The following is a 17,792-nucleotide window of genomic DNA, read 5'->3' as shown; positions in this document are numbered from 1 at the left end:
TCAGAGACCGGCGCGGCCGGCGTTCACCGAAACGCCGGTGATGCCCGTGACGAGGCCGGGGACGTGGGAGACGATGCCCGTCGCGGCCTGGACGGTGTGGAGCGAGCCCACGACGCCCACCACGTTGTTGACATCGCTGGTCACGGCGCCGGCCAGGCCGCCGGACACGCTGATGATGCCGCCGGAGACGGCGTCCAGCTCGGTGTCGTCGATCTCACGGGTCTCGATGTCGTTACGCATGGAGCGCACCTTTCACATGGGGGGAGGAATTCATTGCCGCTGCCGGTTTCCGGTGGTGCGGTGCGAGAGATGTAAGCACGCGAACGGGCCGGTCATCCAATCCCGTTGACTGCCCCTCACGGGTGGGGGAGCGCCTTCGGTGACGGACGTGCAGCTTGATTCACCGAATGGTGGCGACTTCTTCACGAGATCGAGTAACAGATATGGGCGACGCCCCGCTTACATGGAACGGAACGGGGCGAATCGGCGCAAGATGCAGGCGTTTCGGGGGTGCGCGGAGGGGCTGGCCCGGCCTGCGGTCGAGATCGCGGACACGATGTGCAGGTTTGCTGAGGACGCGGGGCGTGACGACGCGGCCACACCGGGTGCGGATACGGCGAAGGGCCGGGTCGTCGATTTCGACGACCCGGCCCTCCGGCCGTTTGCGGTGAGACCTCTCAGTGCCAGTCCTCGTCCCAGGGCGGGGGCTCACTGCCTTCCGGGTCGAAGGGCGGCTCGTCCGGGTCCTGACCGGAGGGGGCCGCCGCGGCGGGCGCGGCGGCCGCGCCGGACCCCGCCAGCGTGGCGAGCACGCCCTCGGCGTACTTGGCGAGCTTCGCCTCGCCGACGCCGCCGACGGTGCCCAGCTCCTCCACCGTGGCCGGCAGCCGCGTCGCGATCTCCCGCAGGGTCGCGTCGTGGAAGACGACGTACGCCGGTACGCCCTGCTCCTTCGCGGTCTCGGCCCGCCAGGCGCGCAGCGCCAGGAACACCGGCTCGGCCCCGGCCGGCAGGTCGACCGGTACCCGATTGCCCTTGCCCGAACGAGACCCGGACTCCTTGCGGGAGGGAGCGGCGGGCGCCTTCTCCTTCCGCATCGGGACGCTGCGGCGACCGCCCAGCACCTCGCCGCTGTCCTCCGTCAGCACCAGCGTCCCGTAGTCGCCCTCCACCGCCAGCAGCCGCTGCGCCAGCAGCTGCCGTACGACGCCCCGCCACTCAGCGGTGCCCAGGTCCGCACCCACACCGAACACCGACAGCGCGTCGTGGTCGAACTGGATGACCTTGGCCGTCTTCTTGCCCTGGAGGATGTCGATGATCTGGCCGGCACCGAACTTCTGCCGCCGCTCCTTCGCCAGCCGCCACACCGTCGACAGCAGCTTCTGCGCGGCGACCGTCCCGTCCCAGGACTCGGCCGGAGTCAGGCACGTGTCGCAGTTGCCGCAGGGTGTGCCGTCCTGCCCGAAGTAGGCCAGCAACCGCACCCGACGGCACTCGACCGTCTCGCACAGCGCCAGCATGGCGTCCAGGTGCATGCCCAGGGAGCGGCGGTGCGCCTCGTCCCCCTCGGAACCGTCGATGAGCTTGCGCTGCTGCACCACGTCCTGCAGGCCGTACGCCAGCCATGCCGTGGCGGGCTCGCCGTCACGGCCGGCGCGGCCGGTCTCCTGGTAGTAGCCCTCGACCGACTTCGGGAGGTCCAGGTGCGCCACGAACCGCACGTCCGGCTTGTCGATGCCCATGCCGAAGGCGATCGTGGCGACCACCACGACCCCGTCCTCCCGCAGGAAGCGCGCCTGGTTCGCCGCGCGCGCCCGGGCGTCCATCCCCGCGTGGTACGCCACCGCGTCGATGCCCTGCTCCACCAGCGACGCGGCGGTCTTCTCCACCGAGGCCCGCGACAGGCAGTACACGACACCGGCGTCTCCGGGGTGCTCGGTCCGGATCAGGTCCAGCAGCTGCTTGACCGGGTTGTTCTTCGCCACGATGCGGTACTGGATGTTCGGCCGGTCGAAGCTGGCGACGAAGTGCCGGGCCTCCTCCAGGCCGAGCCGGGCCACGATCTCCGCGTGGGTGGCCTGCGTGGCCGTCGCGGTCAGCGCGATCCGCGGCACCTTCGGCCAGCGCTCGTGCAGCATGGACAGCGCGAGGTAGTCGGGCCGGAAGTCGTGACCCCACTGGGCGACGCAGTGCGCCTCGTCGATCGCGAAGACCGACACCTTGCCCCGGTCGAGCAGCCGCTGGGCGCTCTCGGTGCGGAGCCGCTCGGGGGCCAGGTAGAGCAGGTCCAGCTCGTCGGCGAGGAAGGCCTGCTCCACGGCCTGCCGCTCGTACGGGTCCTGCGTGGAGTTGAGGAAGCCGGCCCGCACCCCGAGCGCGTTCAGCGCGTTCACCTGGTCCTGCATGAGCGCGATCAGGGGCGAGATCACGACGCCCGTGCCCTCCCTGACCAGCGCCGGGATCTGGTAGCAGAGCGACTTGCCGCCGCCGGTCGGCATCAGCACGAGCGCGTCGCCGCCACTGATCACCTGCTCGATGATCTCCTGCTGCTCACCGCGGAAGGAGTCGTATCCGAACACGCGGTGCAGTACCTGCAGAGCGTCGGAGGTATCGGGGGAAGTGTCCGGAAGGGCCATCCGAGAAGCCTAACGGCAGCCGCCGACACGCCGGGTCCCTCCAACGGAACCCGGCGGCCCAGGACGAGGAGCCAGGAGCCGGGGGCGAGGAGTCGGGGGCCGGGACGAGGAGTCAGGGGCCTCGCCGACGGCCGGCCCGGGCCGGCGCCCGACCGCGGCCCCGCGGGGGCCTTTCGCGTACGCCGGTGCCATGGCGGGGGAGGACCGCCCCCTACCCCGCCATGGCACCCGTGGCCTCGAACCAGTTCGCCCGGACGTCAGTTCACGCGCTCGACGCGGGCCCGCCGGATCAGGTTCTTGCCGGGTTCGCGGACCTTGTCGAAGGCGGCGTTGTTGAGCAGGACGCAGCTGCCGGAGGGGCCGTTGACGGTGACGGTGGTGGCCTGGCCGTTGTCGAGGTTGGTGACCTTGAGCTTCGTTCCGACGGGGAAGGTCCCGCTGGTCGCCGCCGGCGCACCGGCCTCACCCGACAGCGTCACCGTCGACCCCGGACACACCACCTCGCCGGTGGCCGGCGGGGCCTGTCCGCCCGGCGCCGCTGACGGGGCCGCCGGCTTGGCGGGCGCGGCCGGAGCAGCCCCCGTGGCCGGGGCGCTGCCGCCGCCCACGCGCTCGACGCGGGCCCGCCGGATCAGGTTCTTGCCGGGTTCGCGGACCTTGTCGAAGGCGGCGTTGTTGAGCAGGACGCAGCTGCCGGAGGGGCCGTTGACGGTGACGGTGGTGGCCTGGCCGTTGTCGAGGTTGGTGACCTTGAGCTTCGTTCCGACGGGGAAGGTCCCGCTGGTCGCCGCCGGCGGACCCGCCTCACCCGACAGCGTCACCGTCGACCCCGGACACACCACCTCGGGAGCTGCGGCATTGCCGTTCGCCATCGTGGCGACGGCCCCTCCGGTGACCAGGGCTCCCGTGGTGACAGAGAGCACGAGCTTCTTCGTCAGACTCATCGTCCGTTTCCGGGACATCGACACTCCTCGTTCGGATGGGCACGGCCTCCCCTGTGTCCTGCATACGCCCGCCACCACACGGGAGTTCGGTTCTTGTCGCCGTGTTACAAAACCGGCGGGGACGGCGCCCCCGGCTGCTGCGCGCCGCAAGACGGGCGTCCCGACAAGGGGCCCGCAGCCCCCGGCGGGGCGCGCGAAGGCGCAGGTGGCGGCCCCTGCGCCGCCGACGATCCGCGGGGCGTGCGCCGCACGCGGCGACCGGCCGGACCGACGCGCGGCCGACGGGAGCCGCCCGGATCCTTAAGGCTCAGTTGATCCCGCCTTAACCCTGGAGTTCTCCTGCGCGCCGGCCCGGGCGGCGTCAGGCGCGCGTGGCGCGGATGATCCAGACCGCGGACGCGTACCGGACGCCGTCGTCGGTCTCGTGGGCGGTGAGGGTGGCCCGCAGAGCGTCGACCGCACGCCGCCGGCCCTCGTCGTCGAGACCGTCGAGCATCCAGCCGTGCAGGCCCAGGGTGAACCGTTCCGCGTCCTCCGCGTCCTCACCGAACCACATCGCCTCGCTGTGCGCCTCCAGCCCGACGTCCGTGAAGCCGGCCGCGTCGAGCACGGCCCGCACCCGCGTCGGCTCGGCCAGCGAGAACGGCCCGGGCGCGCCGGGCGGCGGCCCGGCCATCGGCCGCCCCGCGGCCAGGGCCTGCGTGAAGGCGAGGAACCACTCGTTGCCCGCAGCCTCCTGCCAGACCAGCTGGACGAGGCGGCCGCCGCGGCGCAGCGCACCGCCGATGTTGCGGAACGCGGCGACCGGGTCGGCGAAGAACATCGATCCGGTACGGCTCACGGCCACGTCGAACGAAGCCGCCCCGAAGGCGTGGACCTGGGCGTCCGCCTGCACGAACTCGACGTTGTGCACGCCCTCGGCCACCGCCCGCCGTCGTGCCACGTCCAGCATCGCCGCCGACAGGTCCACGCCCAGCGCCCGGCCGCCACTCGCGCGCCGCGCGGCGGCGCGGGTGGTCTCGCCGGTGCCGCAGCCGACGTCCAGCACCCGGTCGGCGGTGGACACGTCGGCCGCGTCGAGGAAGTGCGTCCGGTAGGGGCGGATCGCGCGGTCGAACCGGTCGGCGTGCTCCGCCCAGTAGCTGCCTTCCCGCCCGTCCCAGGCACGCGCCTGCTCGGCGTTCGCGGGATCCACCCGAGGTCCGCTGGTCACGGTCACCACCTCCTGTGGTCAGACGAGCGGCAGGTTCTGTTCGGACCAGACGGTCTTGCCGCCCGCGGTGTAGCGGCTGCCCCAGCGGTGCGAGAGCTGGGCGACGATGTAGAGGCCACGGCCGCCCTCCTCGGAGTTCCGCGCGCGCCGCATCCTCGGCTGCGTGTTGCTGGAGTCCGAGACCTCGCAGGTCAGCGTGTCCGCCCGGATCAGACGGAGCCGGACGGGACCGCCGGCGTGGCGGATGGCGTTGGTGACCAGCTCGCTGACGATCAGCTCCGTGCTGAACGACAGCTCGTCGAGGTCCCAGGCCGTCAGCTGGGCCAGGGCGAGGTGACGCGCGTCGGCGACGACCGCCGGATCGGCGTCGAGCAGCCACGTCGCGATGGAGGCGGTGTCCACCACCCGGGTCCGGGCCAGCAGGAGGGTCACGTCGTCCCTCAGCCGCCCCGGCGGCAGCCCCTCCACGATGTCGTGCCGGGCCTGGCGCAGCGGCCTGCCGAGTACGTCCGCGCGCAGCAGCCGGTCCGCCAGGTCGCGCATGCCCTCGTCGACGTCCCCCTCCCCGCGCTCGATCAGGCCGTCGGTGTACAGGGCGAGGACGCTTCCCGGCGGCAGGTCGACCTCCACCGGCTCGAAGGGCCAGCCGCCGACCCCCAGCGGCGGGCCGGGGCTCAGTTCGACGTACTCCACCGTTCCGTCCGGGCCGACGACGACGGGCGGCGGGTGCCCGGCGCTCGCCATGACGCAGGTACGGGTGACCGGGTCGTACACGGCGTACAGGCAGGTGGCCCCAGCCGGACCGCCGGGCAGCGGAACGCCCGCGTCAGCGTCGTCGGGGTCGTCGTTCTCCGCCTCGGAGGCGACCTGCACGACCATGTCGTCCACGTGCGCGAGGAGCTCCTCCGGTTCCAGCTCCAGGTCCGCCATCGCGCGCACGGCGCTGCGCAGGCGCCCCATCATGGCCGTGGCGTGCAGCCCGTGACCGGCGACGTCCCCGACCACCAGGGCGACGCGGGCCGACGACAGGGGGATGACGTCGAACCAGTCGCCGCCCACTCCGCTGTCCGCGTCGGCGGGCAGGTAGAGCCCCGCTGCCTCCACCGCGGGCTTCTCCGAGGTGGCCGGCGGCAGGAGGCTGCGTTGCAGACCCACGGCGGTACGGCGTTCCTTGGTGTAGCGCCGGGCGTTGTCGACGGCGACGGCCGCGCGCGCGGCGATCTCCTCCAGCAGCGCCAGGTCGTCCCGCTCCAGCGGAGCGGAGTCCCCGGTGCGCCAGAGCGTGAGCCGCCCGAACCGGACGCCGCGCGAGCACAGCGGGGCCGTCATCGCCGAATGCGCGCCGGGCACGGCCGAGGCCCACTCCGGGACGGTGTCCTGGGCGGGCTGCGCGGGTCGGCCGCCGAGGCCGGTGACCAGCTCGCCCCGGCACGCCCGCTCCGCGGAAGCGGAGGGCGGCGCCGCGAACCGGGTCGTCGTCCCCGTACGCAGGGCCTCCGGCCGCGTCCCGGCGACGGCCATCCGGATCAGCGGCAGGGCCAGGTGCCCATCGGAGGACGGTTCACCGCCGGTGAGGACGGTCTCCGCGAGGTCCACCGCGGCGCAGTCGCCGAGCGTCGGCGCCAGGACCTTCACCAGGTCCTCCACGGTGCGCAGCACGGACAGGGAACCGCCCAGCGCGCCGGTCGCCCGGTAGAGCAGGTCCAGGCGCCCGCGCGCGCGTTCGTGGTCGGTGACGTCGGTGAACACCGCCGCCACGCCCATCGGCCGGTGGCCGGACTCCTGGAGCCGGAAGGCCTGGATGGTGACGATTCGCCCGCCCCTCGGATCGTCCAGGGTGCGGACGGTCGTGTTGAAGCCGATCAGCGGAATCCCGCCGTCCAGGACCTCCCGCAGCCGGCCCTCGACGGTCTGCGCGTCCGCGGGCCACAGGAAGTCGGCCAGGCGGCGGCCGTACAGCTCGACGGGCACCCCCGTGTACGGCAGCAGGTGCGTGTTCGTGCGCAGCAGGCGCAGGTCCCCGTCGAAGACGGCCAGGCCGACCCGGCCCTGCAGGAACAGTTCGTTGGTGAAGGCGTGGTCCTGCCGCCACCGTGCGACCAGCTCCAAGGGGGCGCCGAGTACGAGGCAGCGGGCCGCCCCGCCGGGCACGCCGTCGTTCAGCGGGATGACGCGGAAGCCGATCTCCAGCGCGCCGCCGGAGCCGTGCCGCAGCGTGGCCCGCCCCTCCCAGCCGTCCCGGCCGGGTCCGGTCGGCCCGTCCCCGCGCCGGCCGTCCTGGGCCGGACCCGCCTGTTCCCGGCCGGCCTGCTCCAGGCCGCCCTGGTCCCGACCGTGCTGGTCCCGGCCGCCCTGGGCCAGTACACCTTCCCAGTCGCCCGGGTCCAGGAGGAGATCCCGGGCCGGCCGGCCGCACACGTCCGCGGACCGGCGCTCCAGGAGGGCCTCGGCCGCCGGTGTCCAGGCGAGGACCGTCCCGGCACCGTCCAGCAGGGCCGCGGCCGTGTTCGTGACGGCGAAGGGATAGTCCTGGTTGCTCTCGCTGGCGCGCATGCGTGCCCATCTCGTCAGCCGGTCCCGCTGTCCCCATGCTGGTCGAAGTCCCGGCCCGGAGCCAGGGGCGTTGCGCCGTCCGGTACCGCGTCGGGCGTCATTCCCAGTGTCGCGCGAGCGGCCCCGGGCCGGGCGGTGGCCGCACCCGACGCCGTACAACGGCACCGGTACACGGGGCGCGGCCGGTCGACGGTCGGCCCCGCCATCCTGGACAGGAAGATGGTTAGCTGCCATATTATCTGCATGACGACGAACGGCGCCGACGGCGAGACGCCCACTCTGGAGCAGGCCGGGCGGCAGATCGAGCACTACGGTCTGGACGCCGACCCGCAGGCGGTGCTGGTCGCGGTGCGGCTGATCGCGGCGGGCGCCCGGGTCGGCCGCGCGGCCGAGGCGCACTTCGCCCGGTTCGGCCTGTCGACGGGCCGCTACCGCCTGCTCGCCGACCTGGAGGACCATGGCGGGGAGAAGTCCCCCTCCCGCCTCGCCGCCGACCTCGACGTCTCCCGGGCCACGGTCACCGGTCTGCTCGACGGCCTCGAACGCGAAGGCCTGGTCGCCCGGCGTCCGTCCGTCGAGGACGGCCGCGGGACCGTCGCCATCCTGACGGCCCGCGGTGCGCAGCGCCTGCGGGACATGGCGCCCGAGCACTTCGGGAGACTGCAGTCGATGGTGGGCGGGCTCACCGTGGAGGAGCGTGCCGTGTTCCTGGACCTGCTCGCCCGCGTGGTGCGGGGCAGCGCGGCCCTGGCCGCCGACTGACCCTGCGCCCGGCCCGTCCGGCCCCGCCCTCCGGGCAGGGCCTTTTTCTTCCCCCAATAGTTAGCCCGCTAATTACCTTCTCGGCACCGCCGTAGCGAAAGGACGGACCCGGATCCATGTCAGGAACCAGAACCAGAGACGGGGGCAGGGCCGGAGACCGGGGCAGGGCCGGCGCCCGGTCCGTAACCGGCCCGAGCCGGAGAGCGCCGCGGCCCTTCGTGCTGTGGCGCGAAGTGTTCACCGCGTACGCCGCCCCGGCCCTGACGGCGGGCGCCGCCGGACTCGCCACCGGGCAGCGCGACCTCGCCGTGGCCGCCTGCACCTCCATCGCGGGCACCTCCGCCGTCGTGGCCCTCCTCGTCGGCGCCTGGCTGCGGCGCGGCGGGCGGCCCCGGCGCTGGACCGCCGCCCGGCCGGGGGCCGCCGCGACCGCCGTACTGGTGCTCGTCGCGACCGGCGCCGCGGCACTGCTGGGGTGGTTCGCGGGCGACTGGCTGCCGGCTCACACACCCCTGCCGTCCTCCGCCCGGCTGGAGCGCCTGCGCCTCGACCTGCCCCTCTCCACGGCACTCGCCACCACGATCGTCACCCTGCGCCGGCGCCGCACGGCCGCCGCCCACCACCCCGCCACGAATCGAGGACATCGATGATCGTCGTCATGGGAGCCACCGGAGCGACGGGCAACGCCCTGCTCCACAGCCTCCTCGCGCTCGGCGCACCCGTACGCGCGCTGACCCGCACCCCGCACGTGCCGATCCCCGGCATCCCCCGCATCGCGGGTGCCCGCCACCGCGGCCTGGAGATCCGCCACGCCGACGCCGCCGATCCCGACTCGCTGCGCTCCGCCCTCAAGGGCGCGAGCCGGCTGTTCCTCACCATGGCCAACGGCCCCGCACAGGTCGCACTCGAAACCCGGGTCGTCGACGTCGCCGCCCGCGCCGGCGTCGAACACGTCGTCAAGATCTCCGCGCCCGCCGCCGAACCGGACTCACCGGTCGCCGTGTCCCGCGGACACCACGCCGTGGAGCGGCACCTGCGCGCCCTCGGGCTGGGCCACACCGTCCTGCGCCCCTACGCGTTCATGCAGAACCTGCTGCGGCTCGCGCCGGACATCGCCCGGGGCGTCATCGTCGGAGCGATGGGCGAGGCGCCCTGCAACTACGTCGACTGCCGGGACATCGGCGACGTCGCCGCCGCCGTGCTCACCCGGCCCGAGATCGCGGGAGGCACCTACGTCCTCACCGGACCCGAGGCGGTCTCCCATCCGGAACTGGCCCGCAGATTGAGTGTGTTGACCGGCCGTGAGGTGCGTTCCGTGGACCTCGGCCCGGCGGGACTGCGGGAGCACCTCGTCCACCGGGCCGGGATGCCCCACTGGCTCGCCGATCACATCACGGAGATCCAGCAACTCGCCGTCACCCGGCCGGAAAGGCCCGACGACGCCGTCACCCGCGTCCTCGGCCGTCCGCCCCGCACCCTCGACGCCTTCCTCCACGAGAACCGCGCACACTTCTCATGACGAAGTCCCGCCGACCGGGCAGGGGCGGTACTCCAGGGCCAGTTCCCGGTCCACCGCGTAGCTGGTGCGCATGGACGCGTCGGTGACCTTCTGCCAGGAGCCGTACTTCACGTAGAGCTGGTCCGCGGTGGGCCCGAGCGGGTTGCCGTACTTGGCCGTGTTGCGTTCCTCCAGCACGCGGACCTCTTCGGGGGTCATGCCCGCCCGGGTGATCTCCTTCGCCTGGTTGCGCATGTCGACGAGCTCCCGGGCGATCTCCTCGTCGGAGGCGCCCGCCCCGCGCATGTCGGCCTCGGTGCGGTGCATCGCCTCCAGCAGGTCGTGGTAGCGGATCCGGGTCCGCTGCGCCTCCACCTTCTCGTCCATCGGCAGGACGCGGATACGGCACACGACCGGATCGGCGCTGGGGCAGGGATCGTCCGCCGGGAGCGGCGGGGCCAGCGGAGCGGTGATGATCGAACCGCAGGCCTCCGCGGCGGTGACGGCGGCGGTACCGCCCGTGCCGAGGAGGGCGACGGCGGCCACGAGGGGGACGAGGACACGGCGGGGCAGGGTCGAGGAGAGTCGCATGCGCGCATCCTCGGCCCGGACCGCCGCCGGCCCATCGACGACGCCGCCGGGGCCGCTCCGGCTCACTCGAAGGTGGGCAGGCGGAGCGTTTCACCATCCCGCCGAACGGGCTCCGCCCCGCCGGGATCCGTTCTACGCGCGTCAGATCGGGCGCGGGCTCGTCGGAAGCCACAACCGGGCGCACCCCGGTCTGGATCTTCGGCCACACCTGCCGCGCGACCGGAATCAATCGCTCCACCTCAGGAGATGATTCCGGCCACCGGGCCGCAGAGCACCCCCGGCAGGGTGCGTCGCCGTGCGCGGCAACATCCAAGCGACATCAGGGGAATACGCTCGTGCGACGAAAGATCTTCGGGCCGGCCGCCACCGCGCTCGTACTCGGCCTCCTGCCACACCTGTCCGGATGCGGCGGCGCGGACGGCGGCGCGGATGACGGCGGGACGCTCCATCTGGTGGCCGCGGAGTACGGCGACACCCCGGCCACCAGCTCCAAGGCCTACTGGGAGAAGGTGACCGGCGCGTTCACCGACGCCAACCCCGGCATCAAGGTCGACGTACGGCTGCTGCCGTGGGCCGACATCGACCGCGAGGTCTCGCGCATGGTCAAGGCGGGCAAGGCCCCCGACGTGGCGCTCATGGGCTCCTACTCCGACTTCGCCGCGCAGGGGAAGCTGTACTCCGCGGAGGAACTCCTGTCGGTCGGCGCCGAGGCGAACTTCCTCCAGCCGCTCGCCGACGCCGGCACCTTCGACAACCGCCTCTACGGCCTGCCCTTCGTGGCCAGCAGCCGTCTGCTGTTCTACAACAAGGCGCTCTGTGCCAAGGCCGGCGTCTCCGCCCCGCCCAGGACCTGGTCCCAGCTCAAGGCCGCCGCCAAGGCGCTCAAGGACAAGGGCGTGAAGTACCCGTACGCCCTGCCGCTGGGCCCGGAGGAGGCGCACGCGGAGGCGCTGATCTGGGAGCTGAGCAACGGCGGCGGCTACGCCGACAGCCGCGGCGGCTACAGCCTGGACTCCGAGGAGAACATCCGTACCTGGCAGTGGGTCAGGGACAATCTGGTCGCCCCCGGCCTGGTCGGGCCCACCGCGCCGTCCGAGATGAACCGCGCGGACGCGTTCGCCGCCTTCCTGCGGGGAGAGGTCGGCATGCTCAACGGGTACCCGTCGCTGGCCCACGAAGCGGCCGCGAAGGGCATCGACGTCGGCACCGTCGCCATGCCCGTCTCGGACTCGCTGGCCGGCGGGGAGAGCCCGCCGACCGTCGGAGTGGCCGACTGGATGGTGGCCTTCAAACAGAACGGCAAGCGGGTCGAGACGGGCAAGTTCCTCGAGTTCGTCTACCAGGACAAGAACCTGGCGGACTTCGTGGACCGTTACCACCTGCTGCCCGCCACCGCCTCCGCAGCGCGCACCCCGGCCGGCGGCGGCCTCAGCCAGACCGACGAGGACTTCCTGAGCGCGCTGCGGACGGCCCGTCTCTACCCGGTGAACGACCCCTCGTGGGTGGCGGTCAGCGACGCCATCAAGCGCAACATCGGGCGCGCCGTCGCCCCGGGCGGCGACCCCAAGGCCGTCCTGGAGGAGATGGCGCACAAGGCGGAGCTGGCCGCTGACGGGCACTGAGCGGAGGGGCGCGCCGGCCGCCTCCCCGGCCTTGCGGGACGCGGCCCAAGGCGCCGGCCCGACCTGCCGGCCCAACCTGCCCCGGCCCGACCTGCCCCGGCCCGACCTGCCCCGGCCCGACCTGTCGGCACGGCCCGGCTCCGGCTAGCGGGCGTCGAGGAGCGCGACGGCCTCCGCGAAGTCGGCGTACGCGGGCTCGAAGGTGCGCGCGGCGACGAGGAACATCGAACGGTCCGTCAGCGCCCGGGCGAGGCGCGCGGGGTCGTCGGGCAGGCGGCGGGCGAGCGCCACGCCCTCGTCGAAATACGGTGCGAAGCGGTCCCCGAAACGGTGGGGACGGTCACCCTCGCGGATCGCCGCGCGGACGCTGATCCTGCGCTGGGCGTCGACCAGTTCGGGCAGGCGGCCGCCCTCGCGCAGTCGCGCCGCCTCCGCTTCGATCGCCGGCAGGGTGGCGAGGAAGGCGTCCTTCGTGGCGCTGACGAAGGTGTGGTCCGTACCGAACGACGGCATCGGGGCCACGGGGCTCGCGGCGGGTTCGTCCGCCCGTCCCGACAGGGCGAACAGGGTGACCCACCACCCGAGGACGCAGCTCCAGTTCTTGGGCTCACCCTCCGCGGCCAGCCCCTCCAGGACGGCCAGGGCTTCCTGCCGGACGGCCGCGGCCTCCGCCGCCTGCCCGGCCCCCTGACGCATCCGGGAGAGGTGCACCAACTCCCAGGTGAGGATGGCCAGCGCCGTGTCCTGCTCGGCCGCCTTGCGCCGGGTGTGGTCGGTGCGTTCGCGGAAGACGTCCGAGGCCGCGTCGTGCAGGCCTGCGCCCTCCAGATTGGCCGCCCACTCGACCATGCTCCAGAAGGACGGCTCCGAAGTGCCGTTCCGCGCCGCCTTCTCGTTGAGCCCGGCGGCCTCCAGGAAGCGGCCCTCCTCCGCCAGGGCGACCGCCAGCCGCCCGTGGTGGCCGGCCGCGGCCAGTTCCTCGCACACCGCGCGTCCCTCCGCGCGGCGTCCGAGGCCGAACAACGCCCTCTGGTGGGCATCCAGCGCCCTGCGCAGCCCGTCCGTCCTGGCCGGCACACCGGCGTCGATCCTCCGGGCCGCCTCGACCGCCTCGGTGGTCAGCGCCAGTTCCCGCTCCGGGAGCCGGCTGCGGTAGCTCATCAGCAGCAGCGCGTCGACCAGCTTCGGCAGATACGCCTTCGGGCTCACCTCCGCCAGGACCCGGTAGGCCTCGACCTCTTCGAGCAGGCTCGGCCGACCGGAACCCAGCAGCAGCACGCGGGCGCGCAGAACGGCGTCGTGATTGATCATCCCCATGTTCCCCCAGTCTCCGGGTGATGCACGAAAGGAGATTCTGGGAGTCGGGGGGCGGACCGGACAAGCCTCACGAACTGTGCGTTCCGTCCTACGTAAAAGGCCGCTGACCTGTCATGATGTACGTGCCCTTACTCCGATCCACCGCCCGCGCACCCCGTGTCAGCCCCGGGACAGGGCCTTGAGGGCGGTGTTGAGTTCCAGCACGTTGACGCGGGGCTCACCCAGGAAACCGAGCGTGCGACCGGTCGTGTGATCGGCGACGAGCTTCTCGACCTGCCTGACGTCGAGCTCGTTGCGCTCCGCCACCCGGTTGATCTGGAGCCTGGCGTACTCGGGGGAGATGTTCGGGTCGAGACCGGAGCCGGAGGAGGTGACGGCGTCGGCCGGGACGTCCTCGGGCTTGACCGTGTACGAGCCGGTGGAGTTGTCCGCGACGACGGCTTCCTTGGCGGCGACGACCTGGGCGCAGAGGGTGCCGTCCTCGGCGTCCTCGGTGCACTTGCCGTTCACGGCCCCGTTGTCGGCGGAGCGGTTGGTGGCGCCGGAGAGGATCAGCGCGTACCGGGTGTTGACGCTGTTGCTGCCCAGGCCGTTGGACGGGCGCGGCTGGAACCACTTCAGGTCCGGCTTCGCGGCCTCGTCCGGGTCGTCGGGGTTCTGCTTCGGGAGGTCGTAGGTCTGCCCGATGAGGGAGGAGCCGACGACCTGCCCGCTCGTGTCCCTGACCTCGGAGCCGTTGGCCTTGTCGTGGAACAGGACCTGGGCGATGCCGGTGACGGCGAGCGGGTAGACGACCCCGCAGATCACGGTCAGGACGAGCAGGGCCCGCAGGCCGGCACCGAGCAACCGCGCTGTGTTGCCTACAGAGTTGTTCATCGCAGATCAGCCGATTCCGGGGATGAGGGAGATGAGGACGTCGATGAGCTTGATGCCGATGAACGGGGCGATCAGACCGCCCACCCCGTAGAGGCCGAGGTTGCGGCGGAGCATCCTGTCGGCGCTGGTGGGCCGGTACCGGACGCCCTTGAGGGCGAGGGGGACCAGGGCGATGATGACCAGCGCGTTGAAGACGACGGCGGAGAGGATCGCCGACTCCGGCGAGGACAGGCCCATGATGTTGAGCTTGTCCAGGCCCGGGTACACCACCGCGAACATCGCGGGGATGATCGCGAAGTACTTCGCGACGTCGTTGGCGATGGAGAACGTCGTGAGCGCGCCCCGGGTGATGAGGAGTTGCTTGCCGATCTCGACGATCTCGATGAGCTTGGTCGGGTTGGAGTCGAGGTCGACCATGTTCCCGGCCTCCTTGGCGGCCGAGGTCCCGGTGTTCATGGCCACGCCGACGTCGGCCTGCGCCAGGGCGGGCGCGTCGTTCGTGCCGTCGCCGGTCATCGCGACGAGCTTGCCGCCGGCCTGCTCGCGCTTGATGAGGGCCATCTTGTCCTCGGGGGTGGCCTCGGCGAGGAAGTCGTCGACGCCCGCCTCCTCGGCGATGGCCTTCGCGGTGAGCGGGTTGTCGCCCGTGATCATGACGGTCTTGATGCCCATGCGGCGCAGTTCGTCGAACCGCTCGCGCATGCCCTCCTTGACCACGTCCTTGAGGTGGATGACACCCAGGACGCGGGCACCCCTGGAGTCGTTGACGGCGACGAGGAGCGGGGTGCCGCCGGCTTCGGAGATGCGGCGGACGAGGAGGTCGGCGTCGTCGGAGACGCGGCCGCCCTGCTCCTTGACCCAGCTGATCACGGAGCCGGCCGCGCCCTTGCGGGTCTTCCTGCCGTCGACGTCGACACCGGACATGCGGGTCTGGGCGGTGAACGCGATCCACTCGGCGTGGGCGAGCTCATCCTGATGGCGTTCGCGCAGCCCGTACTTCGACTTCGCCAGGACGACGACGGAACGGCCCTCGGGGGTCTCGTCGGCCAGCGACGACAGCTGCGCGGCGTCGGCGAGTTCTGCCTCCGTCGTGCCCTTGACCGGGACGAACTCGGACGCCTGGCGGTTGCCGAGCGTGATGGTGCCGGTCTTGTCGAGCAGCAGCGTGGAGACGTCCCCGGCCGCCTCGACCGCGCGGCCGGACATGGCCAGCACGTTGCGCTGGACGAGGCGGTCCATGCCGGCGATGCCGATCGCGGACAGCAGCGCCCCGATGGTGGTGGGGATCAGGCAGACCAGGAGCGCGGTGAGCACGATCATGGACTGCTCGGCGCCCGCGTGGATCGCGAACGGCTGGAGCGTGACCACGGCCAGCAGGAAGACGATCGTCAGCGACGCCAGCAGGATGTTCAGCGCGATCTCATTGGGCGTCTTCTGCCGGGCGGCGCCCTCCACGAGCGCGATCATGCGGTCGATGAAGGTCTCGCCGGGCTTCGTCGTGATCCTGATGACGATCCGGTCGGAGAGGACCTTCGTACCGCCGGTGACCGCGCTGCGGTCGCCGCCGGACTCCCGGATGACCGGCGCGGACTCGCCGGTGATGGCGGACTCGTCGACGGACGCGACGCCCTCCACGACGTCGCCGTCGCCGGGGATGATGTCGCCGGCCTCGCAGACGACCAGGTCGCCGATGCGCAGTTCCGTGCCGGGGACCTGTTCCTCGCTCCTGCCGTCCCGGGTCAGGCGGCGGGCGACGGAGTCGGTCTTGGCCTTGCGCAGGGTGTCGGCCTGGGCCTTGCCGCGGCCCTCGGCGACGGCCTCGGCGAGGTTCGCGAAGATCGTGGTCAGCCACAGCCACGCGGTGATGGCCCAGCCGAACCAGTCCGCCGGGTCCTTGACCGCCAGGACGGTGGTGACCACCGAGCCGACCAGGACCACGAACATGACCGGCGACTTGATCATGATGCGGGGGTCGAGCTTGCGCACCGCGTCCGGGAAGGACTTCACCAGCTGCTTGGGGTCGAACAGGCCGCCGCCCACGCGCCCGGAAACCGGTTGGTGGCCGGTGGGCACGTCCTGCTGCGGAGCCCTGGTGGGAGTGATGGTGCTCATGCTGCGAGCCCTTCGGCGAGCGGACCCAGCGCCAGCGCCGGGAAGTAGGTCAGACCGGTGATGATGACGATCGTGCCGACGAGCAGCCCCGCGTAGAGCGGCTTGTCGGTGCGCAGGGTGCCCGCCGTCTCGGGGACGGGCTTCTGCTCGGCCAGCGAGCCGGCCAGCGCGAGGACGAACACCATCGGCAGGAAGCGGCCCAGCAGCATGGCGATTCCGATGGTGCTGTTGAACCACTGGGTGTCGGCGTTCAGGCCCGCGAAGGCGGAGCCGTTGTTGTTGGCGCCGGAGGTGTAGGCGTAGAGGATCTCCGAGAAGCCGTGCGCGCCGGAGTTCGTCATCGAATCGCCGGGGGTGGGCAGGGCCACCGCGGCGGCGGTGAAGCACAGCACGAGGGCGGGGGTGACGAGGATGTAGCAGGCGGCGAGCTTGATCTCGCGGGTGCCGATCTTCTTGCCCAGGTACTCGGGGGTGCGGCCGACCATCAGACCGGCGATGAACACCGCGATGACCGCCATGATCAGCATGCCGTAGAGGCCGGAGCCGACGCCGCCGGGCGCGATCTCGCCGAGCTGCATGCCCAGCATGGTGAGGCCGCCGCCGAAGCCGGTGTAGGAGGAGTGGAAGGAGTTGACCGCGCCCGTGGAGGTGAGCGTGGTGGCCACCGCGAAGAGCGACGAGCCGGCGATCCCGAAGCGGGTCTCCTTGCCCTCCATCGCCCCGCCGGCGACCTCGAAGGCCGGCCCGCGGTGCGCGAACTCCGTCCACATCATCAGCGCGGTGAATCCGAGCCAGATGACGCCCATCGTCGCGAGGATCGCGTAGCCCTGGCGCAGGTTGCCGACCATGCGGCCGAAGGTGCGGGTCAGGGCGAACGGGATGACCAGGATCAGGAAGATCTCGAACAGGTTAGAGAAGGGGGTGGGGTTCTCGAAGGGGTGGGCGGAGTTGGCGTTGAAGTAGCCGCCGCCGTTCGTGCCCAGCTCCTTGATGACCTCCTGCGAGGCCACCGCACCGCCGTTCCACTGCTGCGAGCCGCCCATGAACTGCCCGACCTCGTGGATCCCGGCGAGGTTCTGGATGACGCCGCATCCGACCAGCACGACCGCGCCGATCACGGAGAGGGGCAGCAGGATCCGGACGGTGCCGCGGACCAGGTCGGCCCAGAAGTTGCCGAGTTCCCCGGTGCGGGAGCGCGCGAAGCCCCGTACGAGGGCCACGGCGACGGCCATGCCCACGGCCGCCGAGACGAAGTTCTGCACCGCCAGGCCGCCGGTCTGCACGACGTGGCCCATGGCCTGCTCGCCGTAGTACGACTGCCAGTTCGTGTTGGCCACGAAGGACGCGGCGGTGTTGAAGGCCTGGTCCGGGTCGATGGACACGAAGCCGAGCGAGCCGGGCAGGGCGCCCTGCACCCGCTGCAGGAGGTAGAGGAAGACGACGCCCACGGCGGAGAACGCCAGGACGGCGCGCAGGTACGCCGGCCAGCGCATCTCGGCCGACGGGTTCGCGCCGACGGCCCGGTAGATCCACTTCTCCGGCCGGTAGTGCCGGTCGGAGGAGTAGACGCGGGCCATGTAATCGCCCAGCGGACGGTAGGCCAGGGCCAGCGCGGCGATCAGCGCGAGCAGCTGGAGCACACCAGCGGTTACGGAGCTCATGGCAGTG

Annotated in this window: 14 protein-coding genes; 4 read left to right on the top strand and 10 right to left on the bottom strand. The window is 72.2% G+C overall.

Annotated elements, in window-relative coordinates:
* The 5 genes from AC2RP6_RS06130 to AC2RP6_RS06110 all read right to left on the bottom strand — a co-directional run bounded on the left by AC2RP6_RS06130 (position 1) and on the right by AC2RP6_RS06110 (position 7,346).
* The gene (locus tag AC2RP6_RS06130; RefSeq protein WP_393847035.1) at positions 1-240 is read right to left on the bottom strand and encodes a hypothetical protein; all 240 of its coding nucleotides are present in this window, start codon (positions 238-240) and stop codon (positions 1-3) included.
* Positions 241-677: 437 nt separating this feature from the next.
* Complete coding sequence (recQ, locus tag AC2RP6_RS06125; RefSeq protein ID WP_486445239.1) at positions 678-2,636, bottom strand: DNA helicase RecQ; 1,959 nt, start codon at positions 2,634-2,636, stop codon at positions 678-680.
* Positions 2,637-2,893: 257 nt separating this feature from the next.
* Complete coding sequence (locus tag AC2RP6_RS06120; RefSeq protein WP_486445238.1) at positions 2,894-3,598, bottom strand: RlpA-like double-psi beta-barrel domain-containing protein; 705 nt, start codon at positions 3,596-3,598, stop codon at positions 2,894-2,896.
* Positions 3,599-3,941: 343 nt separating this feature from the next.
* A complete protein-coding gene (locus tag AC2RP6_RS06115; protein WP_486445237.1) occupies positions 3,942-4,793 on the bottom strand; it encodes a class I SAM-dependent methyltransferase in 852 nt (283 codons plus the stop codon).
* A gap of 18 nt (positions 4,794-4,811) precedes the next feature.
* Positions 4,812-7,346: an ATP-binding SpoIIE family protein phosphatase gene (locus AC2RP6_RS06110; protein WP_486445236.1), complete on the bottom strand. Its 2,535-nt coding sequence runs from the start codon at positions 7,344-7,346 to the stop codon at positions 4,812-4,814.
* Between the two features lie 243 nt (positions 7,347-7,589).
* Here AC2RP6_RS06110 and AC2RP6_RS06105 point away from each other — a divergent pair, with 243 nt between their 5' ends.
* The 3 genes from AC2RP6_RS06105 to AC2RP6_RS06095 all read left to right on the top strand — a co-directional run bounded on the left by AC2RP6_RS06105 (position 7,590) and on the right by AC2RP6_RS06095 (position 9,627).
* Positions 7,590-8,108, top strand: coding sequence for a MarR family winged helix-turn-helix transcriptional regulator (locus AC2RP6_RS06105; RefSeq protein WP_486445235.1), 519 nt, complete (start codon positions 7,590-7,592; stop codon positions 8,106-8,108).
* A 218-nt stretch (positions 8,109-8,326) separates the two neighbouring features.
* Positions 8,327-8,758 (top strand): hypothetical protein, encoded by a 432-nt coding sequence (locus AC2RP6_RS06100; RefSeq protein ID WP_486445234.1) that lies wholly within the window; start codon positions 8,327-8,329, stop codon positions 8,756-8,758.
* 8 nt (positions 8,759-8,766) lie between these two features.
* On the top strand, positions 8,767-9,627 hold the full coding sequence (locus AC2RP6_RS06095; protein ID WP_486445233.1) for an NmrA family NAD(P)-binding protein: 861 nt from the start codon (positions 8,767-8,769) through the stop codon (positions 9,625-9,627).
* Here the strand turns inward: AC2RP6_RS06095 and AC2RP6_RS06090 are convergent.
* Positions 9,622-10,197 (bottom strand): hypothetical protein, encoded by a 576-nt coding sequence (locus AC2RP6_RS06090; RefSeq protein WP_486445232.1) that lies wholly within the window; start codon positions 10,195-10,197, stop codon positions 9,622-9,624. The two genes, AC2RP6_RS06095 and AC2RP6_RS06090, sit on opposite strands and share 6 nt — an antisense overlap.
* A 335-nt stretch (positions 10,198-10,532) precedes the next feature.
* Here AC2RP6_RS06090 and AC2RP6_RS06085 point away from each other — a divergent pair, with 335 nt between their 5' ends.
* Positions 10,533-11,819, top strand: a complete 1,287-nt coding sequence (locus AC2RP6_RS06085) for an extracellular solute-binding protein (protein WP_486445231.1) — start codon at positions 10,533-10,535, stop codon at positions 11,817-11,819.
* Positions 11,820-11,963: 144 nt separating this feature from the next.
* On the opposite strand, the gene AC2RP6_RS06080 is transcribed toward AC2RP6_RS06085, so the two are convergent.
* The 4 genes from AC2RP6_RS06080 to kdpA form a co-directional block, all read right to left on the bottom strand.
* Entirely contained in the window at positions 11,964-13,136 is a 1,173-nt protein-coding gene (locus AC2RP6_RS06080) for a hypothetical protein (protein WP_486445230.1), read from the bottom strand.
* A 159-nt stretch (positions 13,137-13,295) separates the two neighbouring features.
* On the bottom strand, positions 13,296-14,012 hold the full coding sequence (locus AC2RP6_RS06075) for a potassium-transporting ATPase subunit C (RefSeq protein ID WP_486445229.1): 717 nt from the start codon (positions 14,010-14,012) through the stop codon (positions 13,296-13,298).
* 6 nt (positions 14,013-14,018) lie between these two features.
* A complete protein-coding gene (kdpB, locus tag AC2RP6_RS06070) occupies positions 14,019-16,124 on the bottom strand; it encodes a potassium-transporting ATPase subunit KdpB (RefSeq protein ID WP_486445228.1) in 2,106 nt (701 codons plus the stop codon).
* Positions 16,121-17,785, bottom strand: a complete 1,665-nt coding sequence (gene kdpA / locus AC2RP6_RS06065) for a potassium-transporting ATPase subunit KdpA (RefSeq protein ID WP_486445227.1) — start codon at positions 17,783-17,785, stop codon at positions 16,121-16,123. The genes kdpB and kdpA overlap by 4 nt, the downstream gene beginning before the upstream one ends.
* Positions 17,786-17,792: the final 7 nt, after the last annotated feature.

The organism is Streptomyces sp. WAC03905, from assembly GCF_057371075.1.
The sequence above is the reverse complement of the archived record's forward strand: the minus strand, read 5'-3'. Positions and strand labels throughout refer to the sequence as shown.